The 16,169-nt window shown below is 62.6% G+C and carries 7 protein-coding genes and 2 tRNA genes; 2 read left to right on the top strand and 7 right to left on the bottom strand.

Annotated elements, in window-relative coordinates; genetic code table 11:
• Positions 1 to 40 precede the first annotated feature (40 nt).
• On the bottom strand, positions 41 to 3,343 hold the full coding sequence (locus tag I2I01_RS16900) for a pectinesterase family protein (protein WP_196287690.1): 3,303 nt from the start codon (positions 3,341 to 3,343) through the stop codon (positions 41 to 43).
• 206 nt (positions 3,344 to 3,549) lie between these two features.
• Here I2I01_RS16900 and I2I01_RS16905 point away from each other — a divergent pair, with 206 nt between their 5' ends.
• Both I2I01_RS16905 and I2I01_RS16910 read left to right on the top strand, forming a co-directional pair.
• The gene (locus tag I2I01_RS16905; RefSeq protein ID WP_196287691.1) at positions 3,550 to 4,029 is read left to right on the top strand and encodes a cupin domain-containing protein; all 480 of its coding nucleotides are present in this window, start codon (positions 3,550 to 3,552) and stop codon (positions 4,027 to 4,029) included.
• 227 nt (positions 4,030 to 4,256) lie between these two features.
• Positions 4,257 to 6,026, top strand: coding sequence for a T9SS type A sorting domain-containing protein (locus I2I01_RS16910; RefSeq protein ID WP_196287692.1), 1,770 nt, complete (start codon positions 4,257 to 4,259; stop codon positions 6,024 to 6,026).
• A gap of 243 nt (positions 6,027 to 6,269) precedes the next feature.
• Here the strand turns inward: I2I01_RS16910 and I2I01_RS16915 are convergent, their stop codons facing one another.
• From I2I01_RS16915 to I2I01_RS16940, 6 genes are all read right to left on the bottom strand, one after another.
• Positions 6,270 to 12,008 carry an IPT/TIG domain-containing protein gene (locus I2I01_RS16915; RefSeq protein WP_196287693.1) on the bottom strand — a complete coding sequence of 1,913 codons (5,739 nt, stop codon included), beginning with the start codon at positions 12,006 to 12,008 and terminating at the stop codon, positions 6,270 to 6,272.
• A 194-nt stretch (positions 12,009 to 12,202) separates the two neighbouring features.
• Positions 12,203 to 13,465: a zinc dependent phospholipase C family protein gene (locus I2I01_RS16920; RefSeq protein WP_196287694.1), complete on the bottom strand. Its 1,263-nt coding sequence runs from the start codon at positions 13,463 to 13,465 to the stop codon at positions 12,203 to 12,205.
• Positions 13,466 to 13,614: 149 nt separating this feature from the next.
• On the bottom strand, positions 13,615 to 14,466 hold the full coding sequence (locus I2I01_RS16925; RefSeq protein ID WP_211538005.1) for a DNA/RNA non-specific endonuclease: 852 nt from the start codon (positions 14,464 to 14,466) through the stop codon (positions 13,615 to 13,617).
• Positions 14,467 to 14,728: 262 nt separating this feature from the next.
• Positions 14,729 to 14,813, bottom strand: a tRNA-Ser gene (locus I2I01_RS16930).
• Positions 14,814 to 14,885: 72 nt separating this feature from the next.
• Positions 14,886 to 14,972, bottom strand: a tRNA-Ser gene (locus I2I01_RS16935).
• A 113-nt stretch (positions 14,973 to 15,085) separates the two neighbouring features.
• Positions 15,086 to 16,090, bottom strand: coding sequence for a YihY/virulence factor BrkB family protein (locus I2I01_RS16940; RefSeq protein ID WP_211538006.1), 1,005 nt, complete (start codon positions 16,088 to 16,090; stop codon positions 15,086 to 15,088).
• Between the last annotated feature and the right edge of the window lie 79 nt (positions 16,091 to 16,169).

Genomic DNA, 16,169 nt, shown 5'->3' on the forward strand with positions numbered 1-16,169 from the left:
GCCCGTCCGGGCTGGCCTTTTCCTTGCGTTTCGCGGCGGGTTATTCCACCACCACTTTGCGCGTCACGGGCGTGCCGTTCACATTCAGGCGCAGGGTGTACACGCCGGCAGCCAGGCCACGCACGTTTACCTCCGCGTTGATGCCCTGGCCGGGAGCAGCGCTCAGCAGCTGCGTCCGTACGGTTTGGCCCAGCGTGTTGATGAGCGAGGCCGATACGGCGGTTTTGCTGCTAGCAGCCGGCAGCTGCACCCAGAACGAGGTCGAAGCCGGGTTCGGGAACACCTGCACCTGGGCGTTCAGGGCCTGCGACGTGGTGGCCAGCACGGCCGAAGCAAGGCCTTTGAAGCGCACATTCTTGAGCATGGCGTAGCGCGGGGTGCCCGTGCTGCCGCAGGCATAGTACAGGCGCACGGTCAGCGTTTGGCCACCGGGGATGGTCACGCCGCCGTTGCGCAGGGCCAGGCGGTAGAGGGCCACGGGGCCGCTGGTCTGGTTCAGCAGCGGGAACGAGTTGTTGAAGTTGCCGCTGGCCGTGAAAGTCAGGGCGCCGTTGGGGCCGGTGCCGGCCGCGATTTCCGTCGAGTCGGCCGGTGAGGTAAAGCCGTTCAGCGAGTACACTACCCCCATCTTGGTGTTGGAGCTGGTGTTATAGAACGCCGAGTTAAACAGCAGCGAGTCCACCCGGGCCGTCGAGCCAGCCGCCATGGTCAGCGTGAACTGCTCGTAATAAGCGCGGTTCAGGGTACCGCCCACCGTGGTCCAGGTGCCGTCGCCGTTGGCGCTGGGGCCGAAGGCCTGGCCGTACTGGTTCGAGTATGCCGGGAAAGCGGGCGTCGTGGCGCCATTCGACAAATACAGGCGCTTGAGCGTGGGCGTGGTGGGCACTACACGGCTGCTGCGAATCTGGGTGCTGTCGGTGTTGTTCACGCGCAGCGGCCAGTGCTCTAGCACGTTCGACACGAGCGGCGCGGCTACCACGTCGCCCTTAATGCGGAAGTTCTTGAGCATGGCGTAGCGCGGGGTGCCGGTGCTGCCGCAAGCGTAGTACAGGCGCACGGTCAGCGTTTGGCCGGCATTCACCAGCACGCCGCCGCTGGGGTTGGCGGTGCTGGGGCCGTTCAGGGCCACGCGGTAGAGGGCCGTTGGTCCGTTGGTCTGGTTCAGCAGCGGGAACGAGCGGTTGAAGTTGCCGCTGGCCGTGAGGGCCTGGGCGCCGCCCGGGCCGGTCACGCCGGTGATTTCGGTGGAGTCGGCCGGCGAGGTGAAGCCGTTGAGCGAGTACACCACGGCCATTTTGGTATTGGAGCTGGTGTTATTAAAGGCCGTGTTGAACAGGAGTGAGTCGACGCGCACGTTGGTGGCGCCAGCGGCTACCGTCATTGTAAACTGCTCGTAGTACATGCGGTTCAGGGTGCCGCCCACGGCGGTCCAGGTGCCGTCGCCGTTAGCCGAAGCGCCAAACGCTTGGCCGTACTGGTTCGAGTAAGACGGAATGGCGGGCGCAGTGGTACCGTTCGACAGGTACAAACGCTTGAGTGTGGGCAGGGAAGCCGTCAGGCGAGAGTTGCGGGCCTGGACGCTATCGGCCGCATTCACGCGCAGCGGCCAGAATTGCAGGATGTTGGAAGTAACGGTGGGTGCCACAATGGCCGTGCCGTTTAGGCTCAGCACCACGGTGGAGGCGTTGGTGCTGGTCAGCGTCAGCGTGCCGGGGTAGGTACCGGCCGTGGTGGCGTTCAGGCGCACATATACCGGGGTGCTGGCCAGGGCGCCGCTGGTGGGCGTCAGCGTCACGCTGCTAGTGTAGGTGCCACCCGAGGTGAGCGAAACCTGGTAGTTGGCCGAAGCAGTTACCGTCACGTTACCGGCCAGGTCGGTGCCCGAAACCGCCACGCTCTGGCTCGGCGAACCCGAACCCAGCTGCTGCGTGAAGTTGCCGATGGTGCCTACCGTCACGATGGCCGGGGCGCTGCTGATGGTCACAGTGTCCGACGAAATCTGACGCACGGCGTTGCTGCCCCGCACGAAATACTTGTACAGGCTGCCCGAAGCCGGGATGGCATCAGCGAAGGAATAGTTGAAAATGGTGTCGCTGGGCTCGGTCTGGGTGCCCACCACGGCGAAGGCGCCGAGGGCAGCCGGCGGCGTGGCCGTGGCGCGGAAGATGCTCAGGATGTCGCCGCTGATGGGCCAGCTCGTGTTCCAGGTGAAGGTCGAGTTGGTGGTGCTGGTACCCTTCACGCCTTTGAAGTTGTTAACGATGACGGTTTTCACAAACGGCGTGGCGCAGTCAATCAGCGTGCAGGGGTCCCAGGTGCCCAGGATGTTGGCCTTGGTGTAGGTGGCAGCCTCGGCAGCGGTGAGCTGCGACGACGGCTGTACGGGCGTCAGGCCCTGGCCCGACAGCACGCGGCTGCTCACGTTGATGGGCCGACCGTTGAAGTGGGTGTTTTGGTATTCCACGAAATACGAGTCGCGGATGGTGGCCGTGCCGGCCGAGCTGGTCGGCGACCAGCCTTCGTCCAGAATGAGGGGCGTTGAGAGGTTGCAGTTCAGGAAAGCGGCCTTGGGGTTGGCCTGCCAGGGCCGGCCCAGGTCGTAGCGGGTGCCGCCGGCCACCGAGTGCCCGGTCACGTTGCAGTTCTTGAACACGAGGCCAAACGCCTGTCCGGTGGGCGTGTTGGGCACGGCGATGTACGAGGTCGAGGCCGTGGCCTTGTTCTTGGCGTACACGTTGCAGTTCTCAAACAGGGCAATGGCGCTGCCGAAGATGAAGTCGGTGTTGCCCTCGATGTAGCAGTTCAGGAAATACTGGCGCGGGGTGCCGTTGCCCTTCAGGTACATGGTGTCCTGGTTGCCCAGGAAACGGCAGTTGCGGAAGGCCGCCCGGTCGTTGTTCACCAGAATGGCCACGGCCTGCCCGTTGGAAGCGGCCTCGCCAAACGAGTTTTCAAACGTCAGGTTCATGGCCGAGAAATCGGCGGCGTTGATGGTCACCGAAGCCGAGTTCTGGGTGCCCAGGGCCACGCCATTCACAATGGTGCCGGCCGAGTTGTTGTAGGTGATGACGGTGCTGCCCACGTTTTCGCCCACCAGCTGAATGAAAGGCTTGGTAGCGGGTACGTTCACCACCTCGCGGTAGCGGCCGTTCTTGATGAAGATGGTGAACGGCGCGGTGCGCCCGGTCGGGGCCGCGTCGATGGCGGCTTGCACGGTGGTGTAGTTGCCGGTGCCGTCTTTGGCCACGGTCAGGTCGTAGGCATACAGCTGCGGGCACCAGGCCAGCAGTAGCAGCGTGAAAGCGCCGGTAAGTAAGGCGCGTAGGGTAGGAATTGGGTTCATAGTTTGAACGAATGAACTTGGGTGGGATGATGGTTGAAAGGTGCTTCTTAGCAGAAGAAAGATACGCGGCCAAGTAGCCTGCACCGTGCTGAAAACCCCGATTAAATCCTCGCAATCGTTGCCGGGAACGTTCCCAAAGCCTTTGTAACAGTGCCCCGTTTTGTTCACCGCCTGCCCTCCCCCACCGCCTGTTTACCTTCGGCCCCATGACCACTGCCCAAGACCTTATCCAGCAGCTTCAGCTGCAACCCCATCCCGAGGGCGGGTACTACCGCGAAACCTACCGGGCCGAGCTGCAAACCACAGCTGCAAACGGCGCCCGGCGCAACGTGAGCACCGCCATCTATTACCTGCTCGAAAACGATAATCGCTCGCACTTCCACCGCATCCAATCCGACGAGCTCTGGTTTTTCCACCAGGGCCAGCCGCTGGAAGTGCTGATGTTGCAAAACGGCCAGCTAACCATCCTTACGCTGGGCCATGATGTGGCCAGGGGCGAACTGCCCCAGGCCGTGGTGCCAGCGCACACCTGGTTCGGTGCGCGGGTGAAGGGCGGCGCAGGCTTTGCACTGGTCAGCTGCACGGTGGCCCCCGGCTTCGATTTTGCAGATTTTGAGCTAGCCGACCGCGCCCGTCTCACCCAGGAATTTCCAGACCAGGCGGCAGTTATCGAACAACTTACCTAAACCAGCCTGCTTCGGCAGCGCCATGGTGCTGCTGACGTGCCAAGCTCAAAACCCAACCGCTCCCTGCCCAACGAGCAGCCAGTAAAGTGGTATTGCCATGAGGCGCCTAAGTCCCTGCCGCACTCCAATTATCTTATTACTAATTTATTAACACAGCGCTAGCGCATCCCAGGCAACCCCTCCAAGGGGCAAGGGTATCTTTGCAGGTCAACCCTCCTTTCTTTTTTATGCTTCTTTCTCTACGTTCTGGCGCAGCGGCTTCACTCACGCTGCGCTTCGCGCTTTTGCTGGCCTTGTGGCTGGGCACACGCAGTGCCTGCGCCCAAACGGCGCCCAACTGGCAGTCGGCCATTGCCGTTTCAGAATCATCGGGCGGCACCAACTCCAGTTATGTGTCGGCCACGGCGGCCGATGGCAGCGGCAACGTGTACGTGGCCGGCAGCTTTCGGGGCACAGTCAACTTTGGTGCGTTCACGCTGACCAATGTGGGCGGCGAAAACGCTTTTGTGGCCAAGTGGAGCCCTGTCAGCGGCAGTTTCGTGTGGGTGGCGGCCTCCTCCGGCCACATCAACGAAGTATCCAGCCTGGCTGTGAGCGGCAACAGCGTGTACGTGGGCGGTAGTTTCTACCTCAATGCCACTTTCGGAAACTCCACGCTCACCACCCTCACCCCGGGCACCAGCATAGCCGATGTTTTCGTGGCCAAGCTGACCGATGCCGGCAGCACCGCCCGCTTTGAGTGGGCTCAACAAGCAGGCGGCGCCGAAAATGACTACCTCTACAGCCTGGCAGTGAGTGGCAGCAACGTTTACCTGACGGGCAGCTTCCAGAGCCCTACCGCCACTTTCGGCGCCACCACCCTGGCCAAGGCCGCGCCCACTAATTTCACCTTCGACGGCTACGTAGCCCGGCTCACCGATGCGGGCAGCACCGGCACCTTTGCCTGGGCCCAGCGCCTGGGTGGCCTCTACAACGACAACGGCCGGGCCCTGGCCGTGAGCGGCCCCAACGTATACCTCACCGGCAGCTTCAGCAGCCCGACTCTCAGCCTCGGCAGCTTGAGTTTACCGAATGCCGGCTCCGACTTTAACGTGTACGTAGCCAAGTTTACCGATACCGGCACGGCGCCCGATTTTGCCTGGGTGCAAAGCCTCGGCAATGGCACGGGCGAGTACGTGAGCGCCCTGGCGGCCAGCGGCAGCAATGTGTACGTCACGGGCGGGTTTTTCTCGCCCACTTTGCGTTTGGGGGCTTACACTGTTTCCAATTCGGGCAATCCATTCAGCGGCGAGGTTTACCTGGCCAAGCTCACCGACGCGGGCACTAGCGGCTCCGTGACCTGGGCCCAAAGCCTGGGCGGCAGCGAAAGCGACGAAGCCACTGCCCTGGCCACAAACGGCTCGAAGGTATACCTGGTGGGCAATTTCATCAGCAGTACGATGCGCATTGGCACGCTAACGCTGTTCAACAACGGCAGCAACGGCTACCCCGACATTTACGCCACCCGCCTCACCGACCTCGGCTCCAGCGCCCGTTTCGATTGGGCCCAGAAAGCCGGCGGTCTTTTCAACGACCAGGCCCAGGTGGCCACGCTCAGCAACACTACGCTTTACCTAGGCGGCTTCGTGTACACGGCGGCCACTTTCGGCAACATTCCTTTCACCTACCCGGCTACCAGCTACGTGCCGTTTCTGGCCGGCATTGATGACGCCGCCCTGCTGGCCGCCGCCAATGCCACCCCGCTGCCGGGCCTCAGCCTGGCCCCTAACCCGGCCCACGCCAGCACCACGGTGCGCCTGCCCGCCGTGCCCGGCGCCACCCAGGCCACCCTGCGCCTGCTCGATGCGCTGGGCCGCACGGTGCGCACGCAGCAACTGCCTCTGAGCAGCGCCGGGCTGGTAGCCGAATTGCTACTTCAGGGCTTAGCGCCGGGACTCTACCACCTGCAAGTGCAAGCCGGCGGCCAACGTGCCAGCCGCACGCTGGCCGTAGAGTAGCGAGCCTTCTTGCGAATTCCTGCCAAATCAGAAGCGCCGGCCATTTGGCAGGCGCTTTTTTTATGAGCCCCGGGGTGCCGCTTGAGGCGTTTCGCAGCGTTTGCGGCGCAGTGCCTCGACGATGGGCCAAATAAAAATGCTCCCGCTTCTCAGCCGGAGCATCTTGCACATACGAGTTGTTTTGAAAGCAAAAAAAAGCCGGCCCGCATTGGGCCGGCTTTTTTTGCCATTAAGCGGGGCGGCTTACTCCACCACCACTTTGCGGACCAGCGGCGTGCCGTCCACGTTCAGGCGCAGGGTGTAAACGCCAGCAGCCAGCCCGTGCACGTCAAATGCAGCATCGATAGCCTGACCGGCTGGTGCGCTCAAGGCGCGGGTCAGCACGGTTTGGCCCAGGGCATTTACCAGCGTGGCCGACACGGCCGCCTTGCTGCGGAGCACCGGCAGCTGCAGGCGGAACGAGCCCGAAGCCGGATTGGGGAACAGCTGCACCTGCGCGGCCAGGGCCTGCGCCGGCGTAGTTGCCAGCGCGTTGGTCGAACGGAACTCTACCGAGAAACGGCCCGGGGCCGCAGTGCCCGTCAGCGCAAAGGCATAGCTGGTACCGGTGCTCAGCACCGTGCGGGTGCCGCTTAGCGCATCAATCAGCGTGGCCGTGCCGGTGAAGTTGACCAGCTCGCCCACCTGCAGGCGGTAGCTGCCAGCCTGCGGCACCTGCACCGTGAGGGGTACCAGCACGGTGGCATTGGTGAGGGCGGGCAGGCCGTTGATGGACAGTTCCACACCGCCGGCCAGCGAGGCAAGGCTCAGGCCGCTGGGGTTGGCCAGCTTGCGGGCATCATACTCGGCATCGGTAGCGGTGGTGGCACCGGCTTCAAAGTAGATGTAGGCTTCGTCGAGGCCGGCCGTGGCGCCATTCAGCTGCAGTTGCAGCTGCGGGCGCGTGTCGGCAGCGCCGCGCCCGAAGGCCGGCTGCAGGCCGAAGGTGGTTACACGGTTGGCATTGGTCAGGTTCACCGAACCGGTGCTGCCTTGCGTGGCCACCCGCACGAAGTAGCCGGCCGCCGTGGGCACCAGCGGCGAGGCACCGCCGATGCCGTTGGTGTAGCTGCGGTAGCTGCCGCCGTACTGGCCGCTGCTCTGGAACACGTACATGGCTCCCTCCATGCCGGGGCGCTGGCCAGCCACTACGGTGCTCCAGTCCAGCGGGGCCGGATAGGGGTTGCCCAGGAACTGCCAGCCGCCGTTAGCACTGGTGAAGCCCAGCGCGCCCGAGTTCTGGCTACCGTTGTTCAGCAAACCCACGAAATCTACTATGGCGGTGTTAGGCGCGTTCACGGTGTAGCCGCGATTCACCTGCATGGGGCTGCCCGAGGCCGGCACATACCAACCTTTGTCGAAAGGCCCGTAGGTAGAGGTAACGGTGCCCACGCGAGCCTCGTCGTAGCCAAACACGTTGGGGAAATTTGGGATTGTGCTCGGCGTTGGACTAGTGTTGTAAGCCGTGTTGAAGACCGGCGTGAAGTTGCTCGTGGCTAGGTCGTTCACCGTAGTGTTGCTTACCGGGGCCGAGTATTGGCGGTAGCCAATGGGGTTGGCGTTGTCGATGTAGCGCTGCACGGTGGCCGTGCCGTTCACTACACTGCCGGCGGTACCGTTATCCAGCACTGCAGTGCCGCTGGCCGACGACAGCAGCGTGAAGGTCTGGCCGCCCGTGTTCAGGTTGCCGAGCTGCAAGGTCACCTGCTGGGCCACGGATAGCGCCTGGCTCAGGGTTACGCCGGCGGCGTTGGTCACACCCAAGGCTGCCACTTGCGCGGGCAGGCCGGGGCCCGTCACCTGGGCCACCGTCCCGTTGTATATGTAGGCAGCCCCCGGGCTATAGGTGCGCGAGCCCGAAACCCGAATGGCACCCAGGGCACCTGTGGTGTAAATGCCGGCCTGGTCGCAGATAGCCAATGCCCCACCGGCTTGCAGCACAAAGCTGCCCGTGCCCGTGATGGACTGGCAGTTCTGAATGAGCAGGCCATTGGGCTGCACCGTGAGGGTACCGGCCACCGTGAGAGCACCGGCCACAATGGCGTTGCCGCCGGGAGCAATGGTCACGTTGTTGTAGTTGCCCGAGATGGGCGTTGGTGCTGTGGGCGTGCCCGTCGTCACCGTCAAATCCGGCAGCGTGGCGGCTGTGCCCTGGCCACTCAAGTTGATAACGTAGCTACCATCGAGGGCGCTGTTGCTGCTGATGGTGACGGAGCCCGTGCGCGTGCCGGGGGCCGTGGGCCCAAAAATCACCAGGAACGTAGCCGAGCTTCCCACCGCAATGTCAAAAGGCAGCGTGGGCCCGCCCGGGCCGAACGAAGTCGAAAAATCAGTGCCACCCGGTGCAAGCCCGGTGATGGTGAGGGGCCCGGTGCCCGTGTTCTGGATGGTGAACGTGACGTTGCTGAAGTTGCCCACCGTGGTGGGAGCAAACCCGCTGAACGTGCTGCCGTTGGCGTAGGGCGTGGTGCCCTGCACCACGTTGATAAGCGGTACCGGCACGGCCGAGCCGCTGCCCGTCAGGTTCACGGTGTAAGCGGCGCCGTTGGTGGCGTCCGAGTTGATTACCAGCGTGCCTGTGCGGGTATTCAGCGCCGTGGGCGTAAAGGTTACACTCACCGTGGCCGTGCCGCCGGCCGCAATGGTGGTCGGGGCCGTGCCGCTCACGGCAAAGTCGCCGGTGGTGCTGATGTTGTTGATTGTCAGCGCACTATTGCCGCTATTGGTTAGCGTGAACGTGACGGGCGCGCTGGTAGTAGCCAGCGTCCGGTTGCCGAAGGAGTAAGCCGTGCCGCCGCTGGGGTAGCTGGTAGCACCCTGCGTCACGGCCAGCGTGGGGGCGGGCGCGGCGCTAGTGGTCAGCGTCACGGCGGTAGATGCTTGGCTGGGGCTGGAGTAGCCCGTGTTGCAATTCGAAGTCACCGTCACCGAATAGCTGGTGCCGGCCGCAAGGCCCGTGAGGCTCACGGGCGAGGTGCCCGTGGCGACAATGGCCGTGCCGCCCGCCGTGGGCGTAGCCGTCACGGTGAAGGGGCCGGTGCCGTTGGCACCGGCAGCCACGGTCACATCGGCCGAGTTCGGGGTAATGTTGCTGAACGTGGGCGCGCTGGGCGCCGCGCAAGCAACCTGCGGGGGGTTGGCCGTCACCGAGAGGTCGTCCACGGCCAAGCCGTCATCGGCATTCGCGGCGTCGGCATCCACCCACCGAATGAAGAACGTGGCGCCGGGCGCAATCGACAAGCCAGTGATGACCGCCGAAAGGGCCGTCCGGTTGGCCGCCAGGTTGCCATCTTTGGCGCCGGTGGTCACGGTGTTCGGCGTCACGAAGTCGAGCGCGTCGAAGTCAACAAAAGTGCCAGCGTTGGCGCTCGTGGCGTTGAGGCTGTACTGGAAGTCGAGTCGGTCGAGGCGGTTTTGCGAGCCCAGGCGCCACTGCTCTCCGTTGTAGCCGATGAGCAGGCTGGTAATGGTTTGGCCGGTGTTGTTGACGTATTGGGCGCCGAAGCGCGACACCAAGTTGCCCGTTAACAACGAACCCAGAGCCCGGTCGGTAGAGCCGGCGCTGCCAAAGCTATAGGTGTCACCCGAGGTGGACGAGCCGGTGCCGGCGGTGTAGGTATCGTCCGCGTTGGCATCGGTTTCCACAAAATCGATGCCCGGCGGCAAGCTGATTTTATCGTCGGTGCCAGAGCTGGCCAGCGTATTGAAGTTCTCCGTAACGGCTGTATTGACGGCGGAAATGCTAATCGGCACCAACACAAACACACCGGTGGCCGTTAGTGTCCGGGTGGTGGTGGTGCCGCTCGGGGTCGTTACCGACACTTGGTAGGTGACCGTGGCCGATTGCGTCGGCGCCGTGATGCTGGCCCGGACAGTGGTGCTGCTCACAAACGTCGTGTTCAGGACAGCGCCGTTAAAGTTCACCGTGGCGCCGTTCACGAAGTTGGTACCCGTGAACGTGACCGTAGTGGCCGTTCCTGCCGTGATGGTAGTTGGGTTGATGCTGGTGAGCGTGGGTGCAGGCACGGGGTTCACGGTGAACGTAGCCGGGGCGCTTGTGCCGCCGCCCGGCGCAGGGTTAGTCACGGTCACGTCGTAGTTGCCAGCCGTGGCCTGGTCGGCGGCCGTAAGTTGGATGGTGAGCTGTGTAGCCGATACATAAGTGGTGGTGCGGGCCGCGCCGTTAAAGTTCACCACCGAGGAAGCCAGGAAGTTTGTGCCGTTCACCGTCAGCGTCTGCGCGGCTGCTCCTACAATCACCGAACTGGGCGCGAGGCTGGTGATGGTGGGTACCGGGTTGTTCGGCACCGGGTTCACCGTGAAAGTGCTCGGAGCTGAGGTGCCGCCGCCCGGTGCGGGGTTGGTCACGGTCACGTCGTAGTTGCCAGCCGTGGCCTGGTCTGCGGCCGTGAGCTGAATGGTGAGTTGCGTGGCCGACACATAGGTGGTGGTGCGGGCTGTGCTGCTGAAATTTACCACCGACGACGCGATAAAATTAGTGCCGTTCACAGTGAGCGTTTGGGCAGCCGCCCCCGCAATGACGGAGCTAGGCGACAGGCTCGTGATGGTCGGCACCGGGTTGGTGGCAGGCACCGGGTTTACGGTGAAGGTCGCGGGCGCGGTGGTGCCGCCGCCGGGCGTGGGGTTCGTCACCGTCACGTCGTAGCTACCTGCTGTAGCCAAGTCTGCCGCGGTGAGCTGAATGGTGAGCTGCGTGGCCGAAACGTAGGTGGTGGTGCGGGCTGTGCCGTTAAAATTCACCACCGAGGAGGTGATAAAGTTCGTGCCGTTCACCGTCAGCGTCTGGGCCGGGTCGCCGGCCGTGGCCGAGCTGGGCGCCAGACTGGTGATGGTCGGCACCGGGTTAGCCGACGGCGCGAAGGCTACCCCGCGAAAGGCGTAGTTGGTGCCAGCCGTGGCAATGCTTGCCGAAGGAAAAGTAACCGTAGGGGCCGTGTTATAACCCGAGTTGTCCGAAAAAGTGTAGAGCGCGCCCGTGGTGGCCACGTAAAGCTCCACGCCGGTGCCGGTGAGCCGGGCCGCCACGTAGCGCGTGCCCAACGTCGAGCCAATCAACCCGTTGAATGTCCAGGTGCCCGCCACCTTGCTGTATTTATAGATGCCGCCTCCGGCCGAACCCCGGTCGTCGGCCAGGTAGGCCACGTCAAACCCGCTTTCCGTAGCGCTTTGGTCGAGCAGCACGAAGCCGTAAAGGCTGGTCGAGGCAGTGCCCCCGGGCTGAATGATGAGGGTAGTAGTTTGGCCGCTGGTGGTGGGCGTACCCGTGCCAATTGTGTTCAGGCCCACGTTTGAGCCCGACATAGAAGTGGCGTAGAGTTGGCCACCGTACACGCCCACCACGCGAATGTTGGTGGGGGCAGAACTCAGCTGCACGGCCGAGTTGGTGCTGGCGCTGGGGTTGTCATAGTACTGCACGCCCCCGCTCGAAGTGCCCGAGTAGAAGCCCGTGCCCACGGCGGCCACCGAGCGGTGGTTACCCGTGCTGCCCAGCGTAGAAGGTGCCGTCTGCACCGTGGCCGTCCGGCTGACGTCGATGGTGGCCAAGGTGCGCGGAATTGAGGAGCCCGTCACACTGGTCGCGCCAGCGGCGACGTCGTAACCGGCTATAGTTAGCTGCTGCCCATCGGGGGTGCGGTAAAGGGCGCCTTCGGTAGTGCTGTTACCCGTTAAGGTGAGGCGCGTGCCTGTGCTGCCGCTGTTCAGGTTAAGGGTGCTGACGGGCGTACCCCCCGTGCTGCTGTATTCCAACAGCGACACCGGCGCAGCCGAGCCCGATAAGCTCGTTGTGCCGTTGCCGATGCGCACCACCACAGCGTTGTTGGTGCCAAACTGCGCCTTGCCCGCCAGAGGCAGCAGCAAAGCCAATAGTGTCAGCAGCCGCGTCCAATGGCGCGGCTGCCTATTCCTGTAAGTTTGAAACATAAGCGAAAAAAGAGAGTGAAAAGTGAAGAAAGATAAATGTAAGACCAACTATGTAATTCTTTACGCCGTCAAACCGAGCCGGCCCGCCACCCGGCTACAGCCGCTCTACCAGCCACGAATAGCCAAGGTAGGCAAAAAATCAGCGGGCCCAAACCAGTCTTAAAACCTTAATATTTTGCTTACCCAGGCGTTGCTTAGCGCAAGGCCCGAAGCTGCTGCAGGGCCTCGGCCGTTTCCTTTTGCTTGCTGGCTTCTTTCTCCTCTGCCGAAGCCGGTGCTTTGGGCGCTGAGCCGTAGAAAGCCAAAATGTTTTGGCGGGCGGCCGGGCTCAGGCCCTCAAACTTGTGCTTGGCCAGACGGCGCAGCCAGTCGCCGTAGGTTTCGTCGGCCAGGCCGTATTCGCCGGCGCGGGTGGGCTTGCCGGTGTCGAAGTCGGAATTGACCAACGTCAGAGGTGCGGCGGCGGTGTCGGCGGGCTGGCGGCCGATGTTCGCACAGTAGCTGGCCATCACCTTCTGAAAGCTGGCCCGAAATATCTTCTCGGCCTCAGGCGTGGGCAGCCGGAAAGCAAAGGGTTTGAGCGGCCCGATTTTGGGCAACACCCGGATGAAATACGACAAAATGCGCGCCCCGAAGCCGGGCCGCTGGTAGTCGTTGCCGTACTCCTTGCGAAACGCCGCCGGGCTGTTGCGCCGCATATAGTCGCGCCGCCGGGCGCCGGGGCTTAGCTTCAGAATGTCTTTGCGCTTGTAGTGCCAGGCCGCCCGGGCCGCCTGCGGAATGAGCTGGCTCACGGCAAAGCGGTAGCTGGCAATGCTCAGGTCCACGTTCAGAATCACCTGGCCCAGTTCCAGGCCATAGGTTTTCAGGAAGGCCCGCTCCAGCACGGCTTTGCTCACCTGAAAGCCAATCTTCTGGTGGTAGTCCTGGCTGTGGTACTTGCCGCTGGCCAGCTGCACCACATCAAACGAAAACTCCATTTGCCCGTGCTGGTACTTGCCCTGCTCGTAGGTCACCACATCGCCGTACTTGGCTTTCAGGTCGGGGTACACCAGTGGCACGGCGCGGTTGGTGCCTTCGGCATGGCCGTTGAGGTCGGCCGAGTAGTGGGCCAGGGCGCCCAGGGCAAAGGCGTAATCGTTGCGGTCCTCGGCCTCCATGAGCAGGTTGCGAATGAAGTCGCCCGAGCGCACGTAGTGCGTCAGGTTAGTAAACAGCACCGAGCCGAACGGATAGTAGCCCATGTCCTGGATGATGGCCCCACCGTAGGCATAAGCCTTGGCGTCCACCAGTTGCTCGGGCGTGGTGCCGGGGTAGCGCTTCATGATAGCCGGGACCAGGCAACGCTCCCAGGTTGAGTCAATGTTGGCCTCGTGCGTGAGCACGGCGTAGCCCGCCGCCGGACGGGCCGAAAAAGCCAGCAGTACTGCCAGCAACAGAAAAGAAATGCGCGACATGCAGAAATGAGTAAGCCCGAAGCTGGGAGCAGCCTCGGGGTCTTGCAACGGCAAAGGCCGCGCTTCTGTTTTCCGGCGTCCCCGCACACATTGCTTCTATCTGCTGTTCAGGCCCTTGCCTTACATCTCGCCACCCTGGCTCCACCAGCCTAATTGAGCGGACCAGTATCGACCCGCGCCTCCACCACCTGCTGCACTGCCGCGGGCACGGCAGAAAGCAGGTCGTAGCCGGTAGCGGCTTCAATGGCATCCACGCTGGTGCGGTACGGGCCCCAGCCTGTGCCCAGCGCATTATCATTCGGCGTGTCGATAGCAATGACGCGCGTAGTGGCCGCCACGCGGCGGGCATCTTCCTCCCCTGCCGGCAGCACCACCACCACTTTCCAGCAACGGGCCGGCACCGTCACCCGGCCCTGGTCCAGGGTGCTCATGAAGCCGTTGGTGCCCGTGCCGCCGCGCCCGTAGCTCCCGCAAATGATGTACAGCTCGTTGCCTTGCCCCACCAACGTCCGGCAGTAGTCCTCCAGGTTGGCCCAGGTCTGCTGGTTGAGGCGCGGGGCCTGGGGCATCATGTTGCTCATCAGGAAAGTGGCCGAGTTATCGGCCACGGTACGGGTGCGGTCGGCGCTGGGGCAGTTGTGCCCCCGGTCGAAGCCCGAGCCGCTGTAGCTGCCGGCGCCCACGTGGTACCAGGCGGCTGGCAGCTCGGGGTCGGGCCGGAAGTCGTCCTGCCGCGGCGCCGTGCCCAGCCAATCCGCATCCAAGTGCCAACTCACCCAATTCGGGATGCCGCGGTCGCGGTGATACGACAGCGCGTATTGCGGTTTTAGCAGCAGGTAGTTGGCAGGTTCAGCAGCATCGGCAGTGGCGCCGCTGGGGTTGCCCAAAGTCAGGTGCTCGGGCAACGCCGGCATTGCGGGCGTGGCCTCCTGCTTTTGGCACGCAGCCAGCAACAGTCCTCCCGCGCAGGCACCCACACGAAGGCGGGTAAAAAGATTCATAAACATGGGGCAAAGGTCCGGCAAGCAGGTAGAACGAAGGTTCACGAGGCGTTGGCCGATGATACGGGCAAAGCCCCGGGAGTGGTGCGCACGGCGTACGCGCAAGCTACCCTTGCCGGCAAGCGTGCAGCAATGGCTGCCAGAATCAAGCCCCAATGCCAGCATCACCCCTATTTCCAGGTTTTGCCATCCAAGGCGGTTGCTTGGTAATGCGTGAGAAAGCAAAAACCCCATTTCCAATTTGGAAACGGGGTTTTGCTTGCAGAGAAGGAGGGATTCGAACCCCCGGAGGTTTAACCCTCAACGGTTTTCAAGACCGCCGCAATCGACCACTCTGCCACTTCTCTGGGTCAATTGTGTTGTCGCGCTGAATATGTAGTCAACAAAAAAGGCTTTTCCAGCGCAGAAAAGCCTTTTTGTAGAGAAGGGGGGATTCGAACCCCCGATACCGTTGCCGGTATAACGGTTTTCGAAACCGTCGCATTCGACCACTCTGCCACCTCTCTATACAGGCCCCCGAGTGATTGGGGAGTGCAAAAGTAAAAAGGAAAGCGGAATGGAAAAACCCGCTTTTCAAAAAAACTCCAAACTTTTTGCTACGTCCCTGAATCTCAAGGCCTCATTTTTGGCTCGAACCCTCCCGCTGCGCCGCCAGTTGCTCGCGCATCATCTGGCGCCGGCGGCCGGTGATGGCGTCCATGCTCACGTTCACTTCAAAGCCGATAATCAGCGTCATACACACGAACTCGAGCCACACCATGAAGCCCACCAACGCCCCAATGGAGCCGTAGAACGTGTTGTAGGAGTTGAAGATGCGCACGTAGAGCGTGAAGAGAAACGACACCAGAAAGATGAGCAGCGTGGCCACCACCGCCCCGGCCGAAAGCAGCGGCCACTTGTCGTGCACGGGCGGCACGAAATAGTAAATCACACAGGTCGTGCTCAGGAACAGCCCTACCAGTGAGCCGTAGCGGATGAGTGTAAGCACCAAATCGGTGAACCGCTCCGGCACGATTTCATAGAACACCAGCGCATCCATCATGTAAGTACCGAAGAAGATGCCCGCAATCGAGAGGAGCAATATGAGTGCCAGCACAAAAGTCAAACAAGTAGCTATTAAGCGCTTGCGCAAGTAGCTACGGTGTTTAAACCACGGATATTTCTTCTCAAATGCATCGAGCAGGGCCATGATGCCGTTGGAGCTAAGCACCAGAGCCGTCACAAAACCGAACGAGAGCAAGCCGCCGTGCGGAATGTTCACGATGTCCTCAATGGTGGTGGCTGTGGCGGCGTACAGCTCCGGCGGCATGAAATCGGCCAGGTACTGCAGGATGTCGACGTTTAGATTCGGGATGTTGAGGTAGTCGCTGATGAACGGGATGAGTGTGAACAGGAAAATGATGGTCGGAAACAGGGCCACCGTGAGGTTAAAAGCCATGTAGGCGGCGCGCTTTTCCAGCGAGTCGAGGCGCAGCTCGTGCAGCATGCGGTCGAGCACGTCGTAGAGCGAGGCGTGGCCGCCGGGCAGCCGCAACCGCCGCAAGCCCACAATTATCCGCCGGTAGGTGCGCTGCTTGCGCACATCGGGGAAGCGGGCACGGCTGATGGCGGCGGGGGCTTTCAATCGACAGTTAACAATTATTAGTGAGCAGTTAACAACATCAGCTACCAGAAGCGTTTGGCTAACTGTTCACTGATAACTG

Origin of the sequence: Hymenobacter properus (assembly GCF_015694735.1) — a bacterium.
In the GTDB taxonomy this organism is placed as follows: domain Bacteria; phylum Bacteroidota; class Bacteroidia; order Cytophagales; family Hymenobacteraceae; genus Hymenobacter; species Hymenobacter properus.